At 40.8% G+C, this 14,627-nt stretch carries 21 protein-coding genes and 1 pseudogene; 19 read left to right on the top strand and 3 right to left on the bottom strand.

Annotated elements, in window-relative coordinates; genetic code table 11:
• Nucleotides 1–45 precede the first annotated feature (45 nt).
• A complete protein-coding gene (locus SIC45_RS09265; protein WP_319631947.1) occupies nucleotides 46–375 on the bottom strand; it encodes a PTS lactose/cellobiose transporter subunit IIA in 330 nt (109 codons plus the stop codon).
• Between the two features lie 120 nt (nucleotides 376–495).
• On the opposite strand from SIC45_RS09265, the gene SIC45_RS09260 reads away from it, so the two are divergent.
• From SIC45_RS09260 to SIC45_RS09185, 16 genes and pseudogenes are all read left to right on the top strand, one after another.
• Entirely contained in the window at nucleotides 496–804 is a 309-nt protein-coding gene (locus tag SIC45_RS09260; protein ID WP_298787680.1) for a PTS sugar transporter subunit IIB, read from the top strand.
• A gap of 15 nt (nucleotides 805–819) precedes the next feature.
• Complete coding sequence (locus SIC45_RS09255; protein ID WP_298787678.1) at nucleotides 820–2,130, top strand: PTS sugar transporter subunit IIC; 1,311 nt, start codon at nucleotides 820–822, stop codon at nucleotides 2,128–2,130.
• Nucleotides 2,131–2,480: 350 nt separating this feature from the next.
• A complete protein-coding gene (locus tag SIC45_RS09250; RefSeq protein WP_298787674.1) occupies nucleotides 2,481–3,335 on the top strand; it encodes a MurR/RpiR family transcriptional regulator in 855 nt (284 codons plus the stop codon).
• A 177-nt stretch (nucleotides 3,336–3,512) separates the two neighbouring features.
• Nucleotides 3,513–3,686, top strand: a complete 174-nt coding sequence (locus tag SIC45_RS09245; RefSeq protein WP_319631946.1) for a hypothetical protein — start codon at nucleotides 3,513–3,515, stop codon at nucleotides 3,684–3,686.
• A gap of 52 nt (nucleotides 3,687–3,738) precedes the next feature.
• Nucleotides 3,739–4,623, top strand: coding sequence for a M23 family metallopeptidase (locus SIC45_RS09240; protein WP_319631945.1), 885 nt, complete (start codon nucleotides 3,739–3,741; stop codon nucleotides 4,621–4,623).
• 111 nt (nucleotides 4,624–4,734) lie between these two features.
• Nucleotides 4,735–4,953, top strand: a complete 219-nt coding sequence (locus tag SIC45_RS09235; protein WP_319631944.1) for a DUF6007 family protein — start codon at nucleotides 4,735–4,737, stop codon at nucleotides 4,951–4,953.
• Between the two features lie 143 nt (nucleotides 4,954–5,096).
• Nucleotides 5,097–5,660: a histidine phosphatase family protein gene (locus SIC45_RS09230; RefSeq protein WP_319631943.1), complete on the top strand. Its 564-nt coding sequence runs from the start codon at nucleotides 5,097–5,099 to the stop codon at nucleotides 5,658–5,660.
• A complete protein-coding gene (locus SIC45_RS09225) occupies nucleotides 5,647–6,171 on the top strand; it encodes an AAA family ATPase (protein WP_319631942.1) in 525 nt (174 codons plus the stop codon). The genes SIC45_RS09230 and SIC45_RS09225 overlap by 14 nt, the downstream gene beginning before the upstream one ends.
• Complete coding sequence (locus SIC45_RS09220; RefSeq protein ID WP_319631941.1) at nucleotides 6,168–7,031, top strand: aminoglycoside phosphotransferase family protein; 864 nt, start codon at nucleotides 6,168–6,170, stop codon at nucleotides 7,029–7,031. Before SIC45_RS09225 ends, SIC45_RS09220 begins: the two co-directional genes overlap by 4 nt.
• 75 nt (nucleotides 7,032–7,106) lie before the next feature.
• Entirely contained in the window at nucleotides 7,107–8,195 is a 1,089-nt protein-coding gene (locus SIC45_RS09215) for a pyridoxal-phosphate dependent enzyme (protein WP_319631940.1), read from the top strand.
• A gap of 54 nt (nucleotides 8,196–8,249) precedes the next feature.
• A pseudogene (locus tag SIC45_RS09210) lies at nucleotides 8,250–8,330 on the top strand (metallothiol transferase FosB); the annotation flags it as partial.
• 335 nt (nucleotides 8,331–8,665) lie between these two features.
• Nucleotides 8,666–8,872: a hypothetical protein gene (locus SIC45_RS09205; RefSeq protein ID WP_319631939.1), complete on the top strand. Its 207-nt coding sequence runs from the start codon at nucleotides 8,666–8,668 to the stop codon at nucleotides 8,870–8,872.
• 254 nt (nucleotides 8,873–9,126) lie between these two features.
• A complete protein-coding gene (locus SIC45_RS09200; RefSeq protein ID WP_319631938.1) occupies nucleotides 9,127–9,321 on the top strand; it encodes a hypothetical protein in 195 nt (64 codons plus the stop codon).
• A gap of 144 nt (nucleotides 9,322–9,465) precedes the next feature.
• Entirely contained in the window at nucleotides 9,466–9,717 is a 252-nt protein-coding gene (locus SIC45_RS09195) for a hypothetical protein (RefSeq protein WP_319631937.1), read from the top strand.
• A 71-nt stretch (nucleotides 9,718–9,788) separates the two neighbouring features.
• A complete protein-coding gene (locus tag SIC45_RS09190; RefSeq protein WP_319631936.1) occupies nucleotides 9,789–10,343 on the top strand; it encodes a TetR/AcrR family transcriptional regulator in 555 nt (184 codons plus the stop codon).
• A 93-nt stretch (nucleotides 10,344–10,436) separates the two neighbouring features.
• Nucleotides 10,437–11,561 carry an MFS transporter gene (locus SIC45_RS09185; RefSeq protein WP_319631935.1) on the top strand — a complete coding sequence of 375 codons (1,125 nt, stop codon included), beginning with the start codon at nucleotides 10,437–10,439 and terminating at the stop codon, nucleotides 11,559–11,561.
• A gap of 17 nt (nucleotides 11,562–11,578) precedes the next feature.
• Here SIC45_RS09185 and SIC45_RS09180 read toward each other — a convergent pair whose 3' ends face one another.
• Together SIC45_RS09180 and SIC45_RS09175 are read right to left on the bottom strand one after the other, a co-directional pair.
• Nucleotides 11,579–12,136 (bottom strand): hypothetical protein, encoded by a 558-nt coding sequence (locus tag SIC45_RS09180; protein WP_319631934.1) that lies wholly within the window; start codon nucleotides 12,134–12,136, stop codon nucleotides 11,579–11,581.
• Complete coding sequence (locus tag SIC45_RS09175; protein WP_319631933.1) at nucleotides 12,133–12,726, bottom strand: TetR/AcrR family transcriptional regulator; 594 nt, start codon at nucleotides 12,724–12,726, stop codon at nucleotides 12,133–12,135. Before SIC45_RS09175 ends, SIC45_RS09180 begins: the two co-directional genes overlap by 4 nt.
• Nucleotides 12,727–12,908: 182 nt before the next feature.
• Between SIC45_RS09175 and SIC45_RS09170 the strand changes: the two genes are divergently transcribed.
• The 3 genes from SIC45_RS09170 to SIC45_RS09160 all read left to right on the top strand — a co-directional run bounded on the left by SIC45_RS09170 (nucleotide 12,909) and on the right by SIC45_RS09160 (nucleotide 14,589).
• Complete coding sequence (locus SIC45_RS09170) at nucleotides 12,909–13,466, top strand: sugar O-acetyltransferase (RefSeq protein WP_319631932.1); 558 nt, start codon at nucleotides 12,909–12,911, stop codon at nucleotides 13,464–13,466.
• Nucleotides 13,467–13,514: 48 nt separating this feature from the next.
• Nucleotides 13,515–13,937 (top strand): VOC family protein, encoded by a 423-nt coding sequence (locus tag SIC45_RS09165; protein WP_319631931.1) that lies wholly within the window; start codon nucleotides 13,515–13,517, stop codon nucleotides 13,935–13,937.
• A gap of 64 nt (nucleotides 13,938–14,001) precedes the next feature.
• Nucleotides 14,002–14,589: a type 1 glutamine amidotransferase family protein gene (locus SIC45_RS09160; protein WP_319631930.1), complete on the top strand. Its 588-nt coding sequence runs from the start codon at nucleotides 14,002–14,004 to the stop codon at nucleotides 14,587–14,589.
• Nucleotides 14,590–14,627 lie beyond the last annotated feature (38 nt).

Below are 14,627 nucleotides of genomic sequence, written 5' to 3'. Positions count from 1 at the left end.
ATAATCATCCTTTCTTTTTGAAATAAAATTTCAAAATAAAATAACTTAAGAACTGGTTTTTTCGCCATGAATTTGCTTTTGTAAAGAAATTAAATGCTTAATCAAGGTGATTTCTGATTCAGCGCCCATAAGGTGATCCTGGGCATGAACCATCAGTAAGGACATAGTGACTTTATCGCCATTAATTTCATTCTGAATTAATTTTGTTTGTGTATTGTGCGCTCGTTTCAATTGATCATCCGCCAATTGTAGATTTTCATCAGCTTCTTTATAATCTTTATTCTCGACCATTTCCAGGCTTTCATAAGCCAGGCTTTTAGCATCACCTGCATTAGAAATGATTTCAAAAATGTCCTGTTCGTATGTTGTATCCATAGAAAAACCCCTTTCAAACCAAAATTTTGAAAAATTTCAGTAAATTGTTGAAATTTAATTTTATATTAGCATATAATGTACTCAGGTTAAAATAAAATTTTAAAATTCAGGGGGTTTATGATGAACGTATTATTTATTTGTTCGGGTGGAATGTCGAGTGCTATCGCTGTGGATGCATTAAAGAAAGAGGCAGAAAAAAATGGGCAGGAGCTCCACGTAAAAGCAATTGGGAGCAGCGAGGTAGAGGATGAAATAAAAAATGGATGGAATGTTTGTATGGTAGCTCCACAAATACGCCATCAATTCAAAAAAATCGAAGGAATTGCGCAAACTGAAAATATTCCGTGTGGACAAATTCCCCCAAATGCCTACAATCCTATGGGAGGTAAACGAATGCTTGAAACCATGAATAATACAGTGGACCAATAAAGGGAGGCGGGCATAATGAATAATTTTGCAAACTGGATGGATCAAAAGTTATCTGGACCTATGGCAAGATTGGCCGAACAGCGACACTTGCAGGCAATCAGAGATGGTGTTATTTCAGCGCTTCCTTTTATTATAATCGGTTCCTTTTTTCTAATTGTAGCTTCACCTCCGTTACCTCAAAATTGGGGAATTACAGAATGGGCAAGTAACAATGCAGCAGATATATTAATCCCTTATCGGCTCACGATGTTTATAATGTCCCTCTACGTAGCTTTTGGTATAGGATATAACCTGTCCAGAAGCTACGGGATAGATGCGTTGTCTGGTGCACAAATTGCTGTAGCAGCGTTATTACTTACTATCACGCCGCAAGTTATAAATGAAACCGAATATGTACTGCCAATGGAGCCGCTAGGCCCAGCTGGTTTATTCGTCTCTATGCTTTGTTCTATTTTCGCGGTGGAAGTTATGCGTTTATGCAAAGAAAAAAATGTAACAATTAAAATGCCACCACAGGTACCAACCTCTGTTTCACGTTCATTTGAAGCTTTAATCCCTGTAGCAATTGTTATTGTGGGCATTTCGATAGTAACTATATTAATTGGATTGGATATTCATCATCTAGTAGAACAAGCCGTAGCTCCAATTGTTGCTGTAGGTGACAGCTTTGTCGGGGTAATTATTCCAGTATTTTTGATAACATTTTTTTGGTCTTTTGGGATTCACGGGGTCTCTATCGTTGGTACTGTTGCCCGTCCGTTTTGGGAAGTGTATTTGGTGGAAAACTCAGCTGCAGTGGCAGATGGCCGGAACAGCCTGCCTCACGTAGCTCCTGAAACGTTTTTCCAATGGTTTATCTGGATTGGGGGCGCGGGTTCTACGCTGGGACTCATAATTGTCATGCTCCTGTTTGCAAAATCAAAATATTCGAAAACACTTGGACGTACTACAGCAGTGCCAGGATTGTTTAACATTAATGAGCCAATTATTTTTGGCGCCCCTATCGTGCTGAATCCTATTCTCATCATTCCATTTGTTTCTATTCCGCTTATTTTGGCTACTCTTTCTTATATTGCTACAGTACTCGGATTGGTTTCGGAAACATATGTAATGCCTCCATGGACGCTGCCGGCACCTATTGGAGCGTACTTGGCAACTGGAGGAGACTGGCGGGCAATTGTACTAGTATTTGTGAACATCTTTTTGTCCTGCGTAATTTATTATCCATTTTTCAAGATTTACGACAATCAGTTGTTAAAGCAGGAACAAAATGAAGAAAATGAAGAAATGGATAACGAAAAAAAGCAAAAAGAAAGAACATCATAATAAAGTAAAAAAGGCTAAAATAATTTTTAGCCTTTTTATAGGAGGTTTAATATGCTGCCTATGTCTTTTCCGAATAGAAATTTTAAAGTTGTTGGACTGTTAATTTTAATATTAAGTGCGGGTTTATTTTTCATTTATCCTTTTTTTCAGTCTGTATTTATATCTGACAGCTTGAGCATGTTTTTGGCTATGAGTATAAGTTTATTTACTTTTTTCAGTATTTTAACGGTAAAAATTATAAAGTTGCAAAACTACTCTTTTTCTAAATTAAGTTGGATTAGTTTTTCTTTAATAGGTAGTATTGTATGTAATTACGTTGTTATTATTATTTTTTAGTAGGGAGTAGGTTTATGGCACAAATATCAGGTGGATTATCAATGCTTAAGGTTATTGAGAGTAGACTGCCGCTTTCTGAGAAAAAAATTGCTCAATATATTCAAAACCATCCTGACGCAGCTGTAACAATGACAGCACAGGAATTAGGTGAAAGCAGTAATTCCAGCTCAGCAGCTGTGGTACGTTTATGTAAATCAATGAAATTATCCAGTTTTCAAGATTTGAAAATGAGAATAGCTGGTGATCTTCAGCAAAATGATTCATTTGAGTATAGAGATATACAAGTAAATGAGCCTGTTGTTAATATCATTGATCAAATGACATATAATACAGTTAGTATGATCAGCGAAACTAAAGATTACATTCAAAAAGAAAAAATAGAAACAGCATTGGAATGGCTAGAGAGCAGCTCCAAAATAATTATTTACGGGATCGGCGCTTCAGGCATAATCGCGTATGATTGTCAGCAAAAATTTCTTCGTGTTGGGTTAAACAGTTATTATTTTGAAGACCCTCATTTAACTCTAACTACATTAGCTCACTGTGGTCCAGACGACTTAGCTATTTTTATATCTTTTTCGGGGGAAACGAAGGAAACGATAAATATTTTAAAACAGGCGAAAAAGTTAAAAGTACGCACGTTAGGCATTACTAAATACGGAAAGAGTCCAATGTCAGATCTGGTGGACTGTGCGATATATTCTTCGCCTAAAAAGGAAGCTATCAGTCGCAGCGCCGCAACTTCAACAAGAATAGCCCAGCTTCATATTATTGATATTTTATTTATGAGCTATGTCTCTAAAAACTTTCAAGAAACCATAGACAGTATAGATAAATCTAAAAAATTAGTGGAAAATGATAATGATTAGAAATTATTAAGCGAGTAAAGACGTGTTTACGTTGTACTCGCTTTTGCTGTTTGCTTAAACATGTTTTTAGCTTAATGTTATAGGGTGAATATTATCCATAATATTCCTTCTATTACTGACTCCTGATATGATGAAAAAATAAAGAGTAGAAGTTGCTGGTGATTGGAGGGACCAACTGTGAAGGGAAAACAAATGATAACTCCGGTTTCACTGCTATTGGCAGCACTTATAGCTGGAGGTTTGGGGCTTGGTTACGATTTAGGGATGCCAGTAATATCTGCTGGATTAATAGTAATCTTTATTCTGACGGCTGCCTGGGGCACTTCCTGGATAGGCACCGCGAAAAAATAGCCGGATGGTTAGTAATACGAAACGCAAAATGACCTGTCAGGAGGAAGCTATCATGACATCTACATTCCCGGATCATCCAATACCGCCCGAGGAATTTGGAAATTCATTTCTGCGTGGCGAGTTTGTTCACATTTATGAACAAACCACGAATGATTTTAAGCAGCTCGCTGCGAGCGATGAATTTCAGGAAATGGCCGCTGACTTCAATGAAGGTGTAACAGCATATAATCTTCTGTTTTCATATCAAATAGAAGAACATTTAGTTCAGTACGTTTGGAACGACGACAGTAATGAACGGGCGCTTGAGGTATATATGGACCATCAACACCTCATTCATGGCCTAGCTATGCAACCCGTAGCTATTGATCCGGTTGGCGAAAAAGAGGAGTCCAGGCAACAGTATCGCTGGCCGGTACAGCCGGGGATTGGATGGGCAATCGTCTGGGGTGGAAATCATCCTCTGGCCAACGCGCATCACCCCTTATCCAACCAACGCTATGCGTATGATCTGGTGATTCAAACAGAGGGAAAAACCTATGAAAAATCGCTGACATATAACGAACATTATGCAGCCTACGGGCAACTAATTTATGCACCGGCAGAGGGTACTATAGCTGAAGTAGTGGATGGGATTCCGGACAACGAGCCGGGAGTAATGAATGAAGAGAAACTGGCCGGTAATGTGGTGGTTATTTATCATGCTCCTGAGGAGTACAGCGTTCTGGCTCATCTGCAGCCTGGTTCGATTCTGGTGCGGAAGGGCGAGCGTGTCTCGATGGGAAAGGTTATAGGAAAATGCGGTAATTCAGGCAATTCCTCAGAGCCACATCTGCACATGCAGCTTTCGAACCGGGCGGATTTTATTCATGGAAAATCCATCAGTATGAAATTTGCCAACGGCTGCCATCCTATCCGCGGCGATAAGATCAATGAATGATAATAAAATTTGTTCGTCAGCATTTCAATTGTATATACACAGAAATACCAGAAGTCAGCAGACGTGCTTCATAGTTAAAAACAATTAGGCTAAAGCAGGAGGTGGGCAAATATGAGAGATAAGGAACAGGAAACTCTTGAACACACTTTTGCTCAAATTAATACATATGATCTTATCTTTTTGCTCCCAATGGCCTGGCTATTTTCATACCTCCCCGTGCATGGTTTATGGAGTATTGTAGTAAATCTATTCATTATTATCTTTGTTGGTATTGGATTATTTTACGTTACTCATACGCTTGTAGAAGCAAAAAAGCGTAGAAGAAGATAATTTGTCCAAAATAAAGATGTGTATTGCGATAGCGTTAAGCGCAGTATAGGGATAGAGGAAATGAACGAGTATATTTCGTATTTTGACGTTAAAATAAACAACGTAAATACGCAACTGAATATATACTATTGGGAGTGCCTAAATTGAAAAATCTTTATATTGTCAAACATTGTGAAGCACTGGGACAGGAATCTGATGCGCCTTTAACTGATAAAGGCTTAAAACAAGCAAATGACCTGGCAGCCTTTTTCAAAGATTTAAGGGCAGAAAAAATTATTTCAAGTCCGTATAAACGTGCTGTACAAACGGTAGAGCCTCTGGCAAAGGAAATGGGAATTGGAATAGAAGTAGAGGACGAATTGAAAGAGCGTATATTAAGTGAAGAAGCTTTTTCTGACTGGAAGGATAGGCTTAAGATGACATTCGGGGATTTTGATTTAAAGTTCAAGGGTGGTGAATCAAGCAACGAAGCGAAAAAGCGCATATTAGGAATAATAAAAAAGGTTATAAACAATGAATTTGAAAATACAATAATAGTGACGTACGGAAACTTAATGTCATTACTATTGCAACACTACAATAATAGCTTTGACTTTGAACAATCAATTAATTTAAGCAATCCGGATGTATATCATATTAAAATCACGGACCATAAAGTTACGCAGGAGCGAATATGGAATTCAGACTGCATAAATGAAATCAGGTGATCCTTTGAAGAATATGGCGCACAAAAAGATACATATTATTGGATCCGTGGGCAGTGGTAAAACTACTTTAGCCCGGAAGCTATCATCAGAGCTGAATATACCGCATTACGAATTGGATAATGTTATGTGGAAAAGGCGTAGCTCTGGGGATATAAAAAGAACTGAATGGGAAAGAGAAGCGCATTTAAAAAGCATAGTACAAACGGATTATTGGATAATTGAAGGAGTACACAGTGAGGATTGGATAAGCAGCAGTTTTCATCATGCAGATCTGATTATTTTTCTGGATACTAAATATCCAATAAGAACCTATCGGCTGATAAAAAGATTTTTAAAACAAAAGCTTGGGTTGGAGAAATCAAACTACAAGCCATCATGGAGAATATTTTTTAACATGTTTAAATGGAACCGTGACTTTGACAATGTAGAGAAAGTTAATTTCTTCAATGATTACGGTATGTATAAAGATAAAATAAAAATTATTAAAAGCAAATATGGAGAATACTTATGAAAATGGTAAAGGTTATTAATGAACTGTTTCACCAGGGCATCATTCAATCGAAGCATATCGATTGTGATGCGTTACAGGGAGGCACCGCCAGTGAATTATACCTTCTTCAGGACAGTACTAATGCTCAATGTGTGGTTAAGTTCAATGAACCGGAGGTTTTGCAGGCAGAAGCGGCTTTTCTGGACTGCTATAACCATTTAAGCCTAATTCCGACACTGCTTTACGCTGACTCGTCACATCGTTATATCGTTTATTCATTCATTTCTGGTACAACGCAATTAACAGGCATTAATAAACAGATATTGCTTAGAACATTCGCAGAAGAAGTATTAAATCAATATAAAAATATTGCTGATGATAATGAGATTGGTTTTATGGATGAACGAATGGAGTCCTGGCCAAGCTTTCTTCAAAAAGAAATTTTGGAGGCCAGTAAGATTATAGGTTCCTGCGTAGAGGACGCGGAGCATGACTTTGTTTTAAATATTTTGAAGACCCTGGAGGCTCATCATACAAAGAGAGAACCGTTTTTATTGCACGGGGATTGCGGGATTCATAATTTTATATTTAATGACAGCAAGCTCGCAGGTGTCATTGATCCAACGCCTGTCATCGGTTATCCCCTTTACGATTTAATTTATGCTTTTTGTTCCTCTCCTGATGATTTAACAAGGGAAACCTTTGATGCGGCAGTCCACTGTTTAATCGTTGAAAATGAAAAAAGCAACGCATTTTTATATGAAGAAGTGGTTGTCGGTTTGTATCTTCGGCTGGGAGTCTGCATTAAGCACCACCCCTATGATTTTGAAAGGTATCTAGAAGCCTGGTTTTATTGGAAAAATGTAGTTTGTGGAGCGTAAATGGAAAAAACTTTATAGCTTATAATTGCGCAGAATTTTGAGTATTTATTCCCTTTTTTCGGAAGGAGTAAGTAAATGCAAAACATTATATGGAATCCAAATATGTCTCATTACGAGTGTATTCAGTGTTCACAATTGTATTCACTGGAAGAGGATATGTTTGAAGGCTGTCCGGCATGCGCTCGTGATCATGAGCCGTCCAGTGTAAAGCCTGTATACCAAGAATCCTGGAGCAAAGATAACCTTCTTCCATTTCGCCAGCATATCACGATGGGAGAAGGAGGCACGCCCCTGCTGCCGCTGAATATTGAACAGGAGTCTGTCTACATAAAGCTAGAATCCCAGAATCCCACTGGTTCTCATAAAGACCGAATGAGCGCTTACGTAGTTTCGATGGCTAAGAGCCGGAAGTATAAAGGGATGGTGATTGCTTCAAGCGGAAATGCCGGATTGTCTGTAGCGTCCTACGCTGCTTTTGCAGGCCTGCCCTGTGTGCTTATTGCGACGCCACATTTAAATGAAGAGCTGGCTAAGGTGATTCAAGCAACGGGGGCTGTCATTGTCTGGACTGACACCTCTATGGAACGATGGGAGCGGATGAAGGATTACGTTAATGATGGTTATTTTCCCGCTTCCAATTATATAAATCCCCCGGTTGGGACAATGCCTGTCGGTGTTCAGGCGTATAAAATGATTGCGAGGGAAATTTATGAAGAATTCAGCGGGCAGAGCCCTTCGCAGGTAATTGTGCCAAGTTCAAGAGGAGATCTGCTGTGGGGAATTTATGAAGGCTTCCAGGAGCTTAATCAAGCTGGGAAAATCAATAGAATCCCTCAAATGATTGCTGTAGAGCCGTTTCCGCGACTTAAAAGAGTATTGGAGGGGGAGCCATATACAGGGTGGTTCGAAGGGGAGACCAACTTAGTTTCGATCAATGGCCAGACGGTTACCAAGCAGCTTGAACAGGCGGTCAGGGAAAGCCGGGGGGAGGCTGTAGTAGTTGATGAAAAACAAAGTAGAAATGCCCAGGAGCAATTACACCGTTTGGGCATACACCTGGAGCTATCCTCGGCTGCTGCCTTGGCAGCTTACTATCAAAAAGTGAATAAATATCTTTCCACGACTGTAGTTATTGGAACTTCCTCTTCTTTTACACCAATTTAAGTAGACAGCGCTTAGTTCTATAAAAGAATTATTTGAAACGGAGTGATTTTAACAATACTAATTAAAGGATTGAATCACTTTTTATTTTCTGTGTCTGATTTAGATACTTCTATTGATTTTTATCAAAAAGCATATGAAGTTTTTTGATTCATAAAGGTAAACAAAAATACTCTTTGTTTTAACAAAACAAAAAAGAAAATATCATCCATTGTATGATAAAGAGGTAATTATAAATGTCTGAAGAATTTAATCTCGTATTGGCTATAGTATCTATGGTTATTTGGATCCTGCTTTCCTTAGAGCTTTCAGCAACGTCAAAGGAAAGTAAGAAGAACAGACGCGGAAAATTAATAGTCTTAATGTCTGCTGGGATCGTATCGACCATCTTTATAACCCTTTCACTTGTTCGAAGTATTTAATTAAAAGTTAAAACAAAATTAATTCATAATTAGGCTTAAAAGGATGATAATATGTCGTCTGTCTATTTATTCATCACCATTGTTTCTTTATTTGTCATGGGTATTATTTTATTTATTAAGCATGCCCGGTTCGTGATGAGAATGAAAAATTACATATTAGGACCAATTGTAGAATACAATACAATGTTTTTTGAAGGATTAAGGCTTTTCGCCTACACAATGTTTGGCAATTCCGTTCTTGAAAAGCCTAAAACGTGATTATGTTTTTTTCAGATGACGGAGTGCTTAAATGTCTTTGAAATAGAGGAAATTTTTAATCATTATGATGCAGGTCCAGTTTTTTGGGGTGAACTGTTTTCATCCCTAATTGTTATTTCTTAATCAAAGGCTGGGCAAATGCTATAATGAGTAAGAATAGACGATAGCATCGTTGTCCCACTGTTGGAATGTCTCATAATGAATAAAACGAACCTGGCGAGGGTTCGTTCTTTTCTATAGTTGGAGGTGTTTACTTGAAACAAACGATGAATACCGGATCAGTTATTGGAGGAATTTTTCTCACAGCCGTTATTTTTTTTAATATCTATTTAATGATTGTTCAAAACTCTCTCATTTCCAATCTATTATCAGCGGCTGCTATTGTTTTGCTTCTTATTATTGTCATCCCGTTTTGGGTGCTTATGGTAAAGCACTTCTTTAAATCGTGAATACGAAAGGGACTGTCTCTATGTGGATAAAGAGACAGTCTTTTTTTAATATGCTTCACTTTTGTATAAAAACTTCTTCAATGTACATCCAAAAGGGTAAAGTATAATTGAAGTATAAAATATTATTCGAAAAGGGGAAGCGAGATGGAATATCGGGAGTTTTTAGAAGAAATTGTCGGTATTATCTGGGGCGGGGATGCTGAGAATATTTCCGGGGGTGAGGAAGAGTACATGAATGCTTATAATGGTAAGCTACTGGATTTAATGAAGGAAGGAAAAACAGAACAGGAAGCGAAAAGCGCGGTTATTGCTGAAATCCGTGACGATTATAAAGAATATAATATAGACGAATTTTTAAATGATACGGCAGAAAAAATCAGAAAGAAAAAACAATAAAGCAGCATTCCGCGGTAGAATGTGTTATGATTTATTATAATGAACGTTCAATAAACAAAAGGGGGCTATCTATGAAAGCGGCATCGAAAAAAGAGATTATATTGAACACCGCGGAAAATCTCTTTTATCAGCACGGATTTCACGCTGTCGGGGTGAAAAGCATTTTGAATGAAGTCGGAGTGGCTCCGATGACGATGTACTATCATTTTAAATCCAAAGAAGTGTTGATTATAGAAATATTAAAGCGCCGGGAAATGCGGTATTTTGACTTTATGGAAGAGGTGATCGATAAAAAGAGTGATTTCAATCATTACGCAAGGTCACTGATTAAGGCCCACATGGACTGGATGAAAACGGACGGCTTTAACGGATGTCTGTTTTTAAGAGCGAAGCAGGAATATGAGGGAGTCAACGAAGAGATTACTGCTATGAGTAGAGACCATAAAACAACCCTGTTAAATAAAATTGAGCGTGACATCAAGCCTTTTGATGCTTCCAAAACGCTCGGAACGCAGCTGGTTCTGATCATGGAAGGAATTACGTCGATGGCTCAGATTCTGGAGATGGACGAAGTAGAGGAGTCGGCCTTCGATTTAGTAAAAGGCATGCAGGCGGACAACAAATAGATATGGAAAAGAGCATCATTATTAATGCTGATGCTCTTATTATTTACCTGTTTATTGAATGAACGATCAATAAATAAAAAGGAGTGAACAAATATGAATGCGAATAAACTAATTCTTGCCGGTCTGCCTATGATTGCCGTGACCTACGGGCTGTCCCGGTTCAGCTACGGGCTGATGCTTCCGTATATTAATGAAGCGCTCCATATGAGCCAGTCCACGAGTGGAATCATTTCCTCGTTATCATACGTGGCGTATTGTATAGCGATAGTAGCAGCGATGATGTTTTCCCGGAGGGCGACATCCAGATTCATTCTGGTGGCAGCGGGGCTCCTGTCGATTGTTGGTCTTGGCGTCATCTCCGTTTCCTTAACTCCAGTGGGGCTTGGGGCAGGGATATTTTTAGCAGGAATGAGTACAGGCCTATCCTCTCCGCCATACGCCAGCATTGTAAATACAAATGTCCAATCAGGGGCGCAGAACCAGACGAATGCCTGGATCAACTCCGGTACAAGCATAGGGACGGCATTCACCGGAGCCGTTGCGATTATGATGGTGGACAGCTGGAGGGAGACGTATATAATCTTTATGGTTATCGCTGTTATCGTGCTGGCTGCCAACTATAAAGTGCTGCCACGTACACAGACATTTGAAGAAAAGAGCTCGGTGGGATTTGTAAAGGAGGAGTGGAAGCAGTCCGTGCAATTGATTTTGGCCTCGCTGTTATTAGGCATCTCTTCGGCGGCATACTGGACCTTTTCGAGAGATTTTATTGTAAATCTGGACAGCGTACCTGCCTATCTGGGGGACTGGCTCTGGGTGATCATTGGTCTGGCAGGCTTATTGGGCGGGACTGCCGGAATCGTTATTAACCGGTTTGGCATTAGGAATGCGTTCAGGCTTTCCACAGTATCGCTGTCTACTGCATCCCTGCTTCTCGGAAGCTGGCCTGGCAGTCCTGTAGTAGGGGTTTTGTCCCCGTTTCTTTTCGGAAGCTCGTATGTCTTCATCACCGGGGTTCTGATTGTTTGGGGCGTTTCAGTGTTCCGGACGAATCCTTCCATTGGACTGGGCCTGCCGTTTTTAATGCTTGCCCTTGGCCAGGCTGCAGGCTCCATTTTTTCCGGGGCCATTGCTGGTTCGTTTGGCTATCATGCGCTGTTTCTTATCGCTTCTGCGATCGGGTATGTCACGATAATATTTAAGTATAAATCTTCATGAGAAATTTTCCGGGAGCGTCATTTATGAATTTCTTCTTTATATTTTGCCTCGCGCGGCCATATAAAGTACGTGATGGAAATAACTAAATCGATCACTACGACGAGAGACCATAGTTTAATAGTGCCGCTCAAAGCTTCTGTTCTGGCTGCGTTATTTACGAGTAAAATAACTATCCACAATAGTCCCGTCCCCAGGATATACGCCAGGACGTGTCTGAGCCAGTCCTTAAAATATTTTCGGGAGTAGGCATAGCCGTAAAGCCGGGACGGCCTGTCGCCCTGCCTCATAATATAGTACCTGAAACGGTCGTCGGCCCAGCGGATCATCTGCTTTCCAAAGACAATGGAGACTGCAATATAAATGGCAGCAATGGCATGAGCCGTGGTAGCAATTGCTCCGCGCATAAGATCTATGGAGGCTGCAGTCAGCAGAACCAAGTCCAGTACGGGTGTTAAGGCGAGAAAGAATAATCCCAGTCTTGGCATTTGAAACACGTAGCGAACGATTAACCCGGTGGCAATAACAATCCAGAAGGCTATTTCGACCATAATAATAAGCAGCAGGATGAAATTCATCTATACTCCTCCTTCAGCCAGACATGTATTTCGTCACGAATCAGTTTCATGACCTGTTCATTGTTTATGCGGTCAGGGGTTAACCATTTATGCAGGGCTAGTCCGTCAACGAGGGCGTGAGCACGCATTATAGTCAGCTCCATAGGCAACTCCTCCTGAAGCATCTTTTTTTCGCTTAAGTACTGTAAGGATTTTTGAACAAGCAGACGGATCTCGTTTCCCATGGTATTCGCTCCTGCTTCGTGGATTTCGTACTGAAAAGCCATCCACACCTCCATATCCGCGTAGCGGTCATCGTCTAAAGGGAGAACCGCGAGAACTGCCTGGATGACCCGTTCCTTTTCGGTTAAATCTTCCTGCCCGAAAATCTCCTGGATTCTTTGTGCCACTTTACGGTTTACTTTTTCCATGACTGCATCGAGCAGTGCACTGTGAGTGGGAAAGTAGTAGCGGATCTGCCCGGGCGTCTTGTCCGCGAGCTTTGCGATGCTTCTAACCGTCGCGCCTTTCGCACCGCTGTTTACGATGGATTGCCACGTGTATTCAACAATCTGCTCTTTTTTCTTCTGGTGGTCAATGAGTTTTGGCATAGCACACCTCAGGGTTTAGAAATTAATATAAGTATAGCATTTTTTAATACAACTGTGTTAAAAAAGAAAGGGAATTTCTGGAGCATTCCGTAAAACAAATGTCCGGAGTCAAACGAACAGTGGTATAGTGGGCGTATAGAAGCGTGGAAAACTCAAGAAGCGAAAATAAAAGAGGTGTACGAATGAAAAGTGAGAAGGAAAAAATGATGAACGGAGAGCTATTTCTACCGCACGATCCTGAGCTTGCAGCGGAACGGCTGCAGACGAAGCTTTTGCTTGAAGAATATAACTCGATCAGCGTCCGTGAAAAGGAAAGAAGCAACCAGCTGTTACAGGACATCGTAGGGACGATGGGGGAAAAAGCCCGTATCGGGCCGCCGTTCTGGTGCGACTATGGCTATAATATTCACCTTGGAGACCACTTTTTCGCCAACGTCAACTGCGTCATGCTTGATGAAGCGCCAATTATATTCGGTGACGGGGTAATGCTGGGCCCGGGAGTGCACATATATACCGTAAACCACCCGATGGAGGAAGCAGCCCGCGCGACGCTCCAGGAGTACGGATCGCCTGTGACGATCGGGCACAATGTATGGGTCGGGGGAGGAGCCATTATTAATCCCGGCATCCGCATCGAAGACGGCGCAGTTATCGCTTCCGGCACGGTCGTCACAAAGGACGTTTCTGCACGCACGCTGGTAGGAGGAAATCCGGCAAAATTTATTAAACAGCTGGACTAGTAAAGCTTACCCGGAAGACAAGTATGCCTTTATAAGGAGATGATGCTGATGAAACCCGCTGTCTCTGTCATTACTATCGGAGTAGATGACTTGCAACAATCGGTGCATTTTTATCGTGACGGGCTGGGCTTCCCTACTGAGGGGATTGTCGGAGAGGAGTTCGAGCACGGAGCGGTAGCCTTTTTTGATCTGCAGGCAGGTCTGAAGCTTGCCGTTTGGAAGCGTGAAAGTATTGCGCATGAAGCCGGGATAACGGCTGGCCAGCCGAACCCTGCGGAATTCACTCTTGGCCACAACGTAAACAGTAAAGCGGAGGTAGACGCGATTATGGAAAAGGCGGAACGTGCCGGTGCCTTTATCACGGACCCGGCACATGAAGCGTTCTGGGGAGGGTACTCCGGACATTTTCAGGACCCGGACGGCCATCTTTGGGAAATTGTATGGAATCCGGGATGGATGGAAACGGATTAAGCGTTCTCATTTTGACTGTAGCGTTATATGTAACGTTCCAAAAATCAGTTTGGAGGGGATTGCTGTGAAGCAAGCAATATTTCTGCTTTTAGATGAGTACGCTGATTGGGAAGCCGCTTATTTGTCAGCAACGCTGAACGAAGGCAGGGAGTGGACTGTTAGGACAATTTCTCTGCATGATCACGTTACATCCATCGGAGGCTTTAAAACAGAGGTGGATTATAGAATCAGCGGTCATCCGTCTTTCGATTTGCTGGTATTAATTGGCGGCAACACATGGGATATTGAAAGCGATGATATTTTTAATTTAGTGGACGAAGCGTTCAGTAAAAATACTCCGGTCGGTGCCATATGCGGAGCGGTGGATTATTTAGCAAAGAATGGATTTTTAAATCATTTCAAGCATACGGGCAATTCGGCTTACCTCTGGCAGAACTACGAAAACTATAATCCGGAAGTAGAATTTATGGAAGAGCAGGCTGTGAAGGATAAAAACCTGGTGACCGCAAATGGAACGGCACCTATAGAATTTACCGAGCTGGTTCTGCAAATGGTTAATTTTGACACAGCAGAAGAGATTGAAAAGACAATGTATATGTATCGGTACGGCTTTTACGAATACGTTGAAAAATACGGGAATCCATATTTATAGACAATGCATTAAGAAAGTAACAATGATCGCTTCTGAAA

The organism is Marinococcus sp. PL1-022 (assembly GCF_033845285.1).
Taxonomy (GTDB): domain Bacteria; phylum Bacillota; class Bacilli; order Bacillales; family Marinococcaceae; genus Marinococcus.
This window is presented reverse-complemented; position numbering and strand designations above follow the sequence as displayed.

What these genes read in the sequence shown, in the direction of transcription:
- SIC45_RS09265 (WP_319631947.1), bottom strand. Translation starts at nt 375, where the DNA reads ATGGATACAACATACGAACAGGACATTTTTGAAATCATTTCTAATGCA.
- SIC45_RS09260 (WP_298787680.1), top strand. Translation starts at nt 496, where the DNA reads ATGAACGTATTATTTATTTGTTCGGGTGGAATGTCGAGTGCTATCGCT.
- SIC45_RS09255 (WP_298787678.1), top strand. Translation starts at nt 820, where the DNA reads ATGAATAATTTTGCAAACTGGATGGATCAAAAGTTATCTGGACCTATG.
- SIC45_RS09250 (WP_298787674.1), top strand. Translation starts at nt 2,481, where the DNA reads ATGGCACAAATATCAGGTGGATTATCAATGCTTAAGGTTATTGAGAGT.
- SIC45_RS09240 (WP_319631945.1), top strand. Translation starts at nt 3,739, where the DNA reads ATGACATCTACATTCCCGGATCATCCAATACCGCCCGAGGAATTTGGA.
- SIC45_RS09235 (WP_319631944.1), top strand. Translation starts at nt 4,735, where the DNA reads ATGAGAGATAAGGAACAGGAAACTCTTGAACACACTTTTGCTCAAATT.
- SIC45_RS09225 (WP_319631942.1), top strand. Translation starts at nt 5,647, where the DNA reads ATGAAATCAGGTGATCCTTTGAAGAATATGGCGCACAAAAAGATACAT.
- SIC45_RS09220 (WP_319631941.1), top strand. Translation starts at nt 6,168, where the DNA reads ATGAAAATGGTAAAGGTTATTAATGAACTGTTTCACCAGGGCATCATT.
- SIC45_RS09215 (WP_319631940.1), top strand. Translation starts at nt 7,107, where the DNA reads ATGCAAAACATTATATGGAATCCAAATATGTCTCATTACGAGTGTATT.
- SIC45_RS09205 (WP_319631939.1), top strand. Translation starts at nt 8,666, where the DNA reads ATGTCGTCTGTCTATTTATTCATCACCATTGTTTCTTTATTTGTCATG.
- SIC45_RS09195 (WP_319631937.1), top strand. Translation starts at nt 9,466, where the DNA reads ATGGAATATCGGGAGTTTTTAGAAGAAATTGTCGGTATTATCTGGGGC.
- SIC45_RS09190 (WP_319631936.1), top strand. Translation starts at nt 9,789, where the DNA reads ATGAAAGCGGCATCGAAAAAAGAGATTATATTGAACACCGCGGAAAAT.
- SIC45_RS09185 (WP_319631935.1), top strand. Translation starts at nt 10,437, where the DNA reads ATGAATGCGAATAAACTAATTCTTGCCGGTCTGCCTATGATTGCCGTG.
- SIC45_RS09180 (WP_319631934.1), bottom strand. Translation starts at nt 12,136, where the DNA reads ATGAATTTCATCCTGCTGCTTATTATTATGGTCGAAATAGCCTTCTGG.
- SIC45_RS09175 (WP_319631933.1), bottom strand. Translation starts at nt 12,726, where the DNA reads ATGCCAAAACTCATTGACCACCAGAAGAAAAAAGAGCAGATTGTTGAA.
- SIC45_RS09170 (WP_319631932.1), top strand. Translation starts at nt 12,909, where the DNA reads ATGAAAAGTGAGAAGGAAAAAATGATGAACGGAGAGCTATTTCTACCG.
- SIC45_RS09165 (WP_319631931.1), top strand. Translation starts at nt 13,515, where the DNA reads ATGAAACCCGCTGTCTCTGTCATTACTATCGGAGTAGATGACTTGCAA.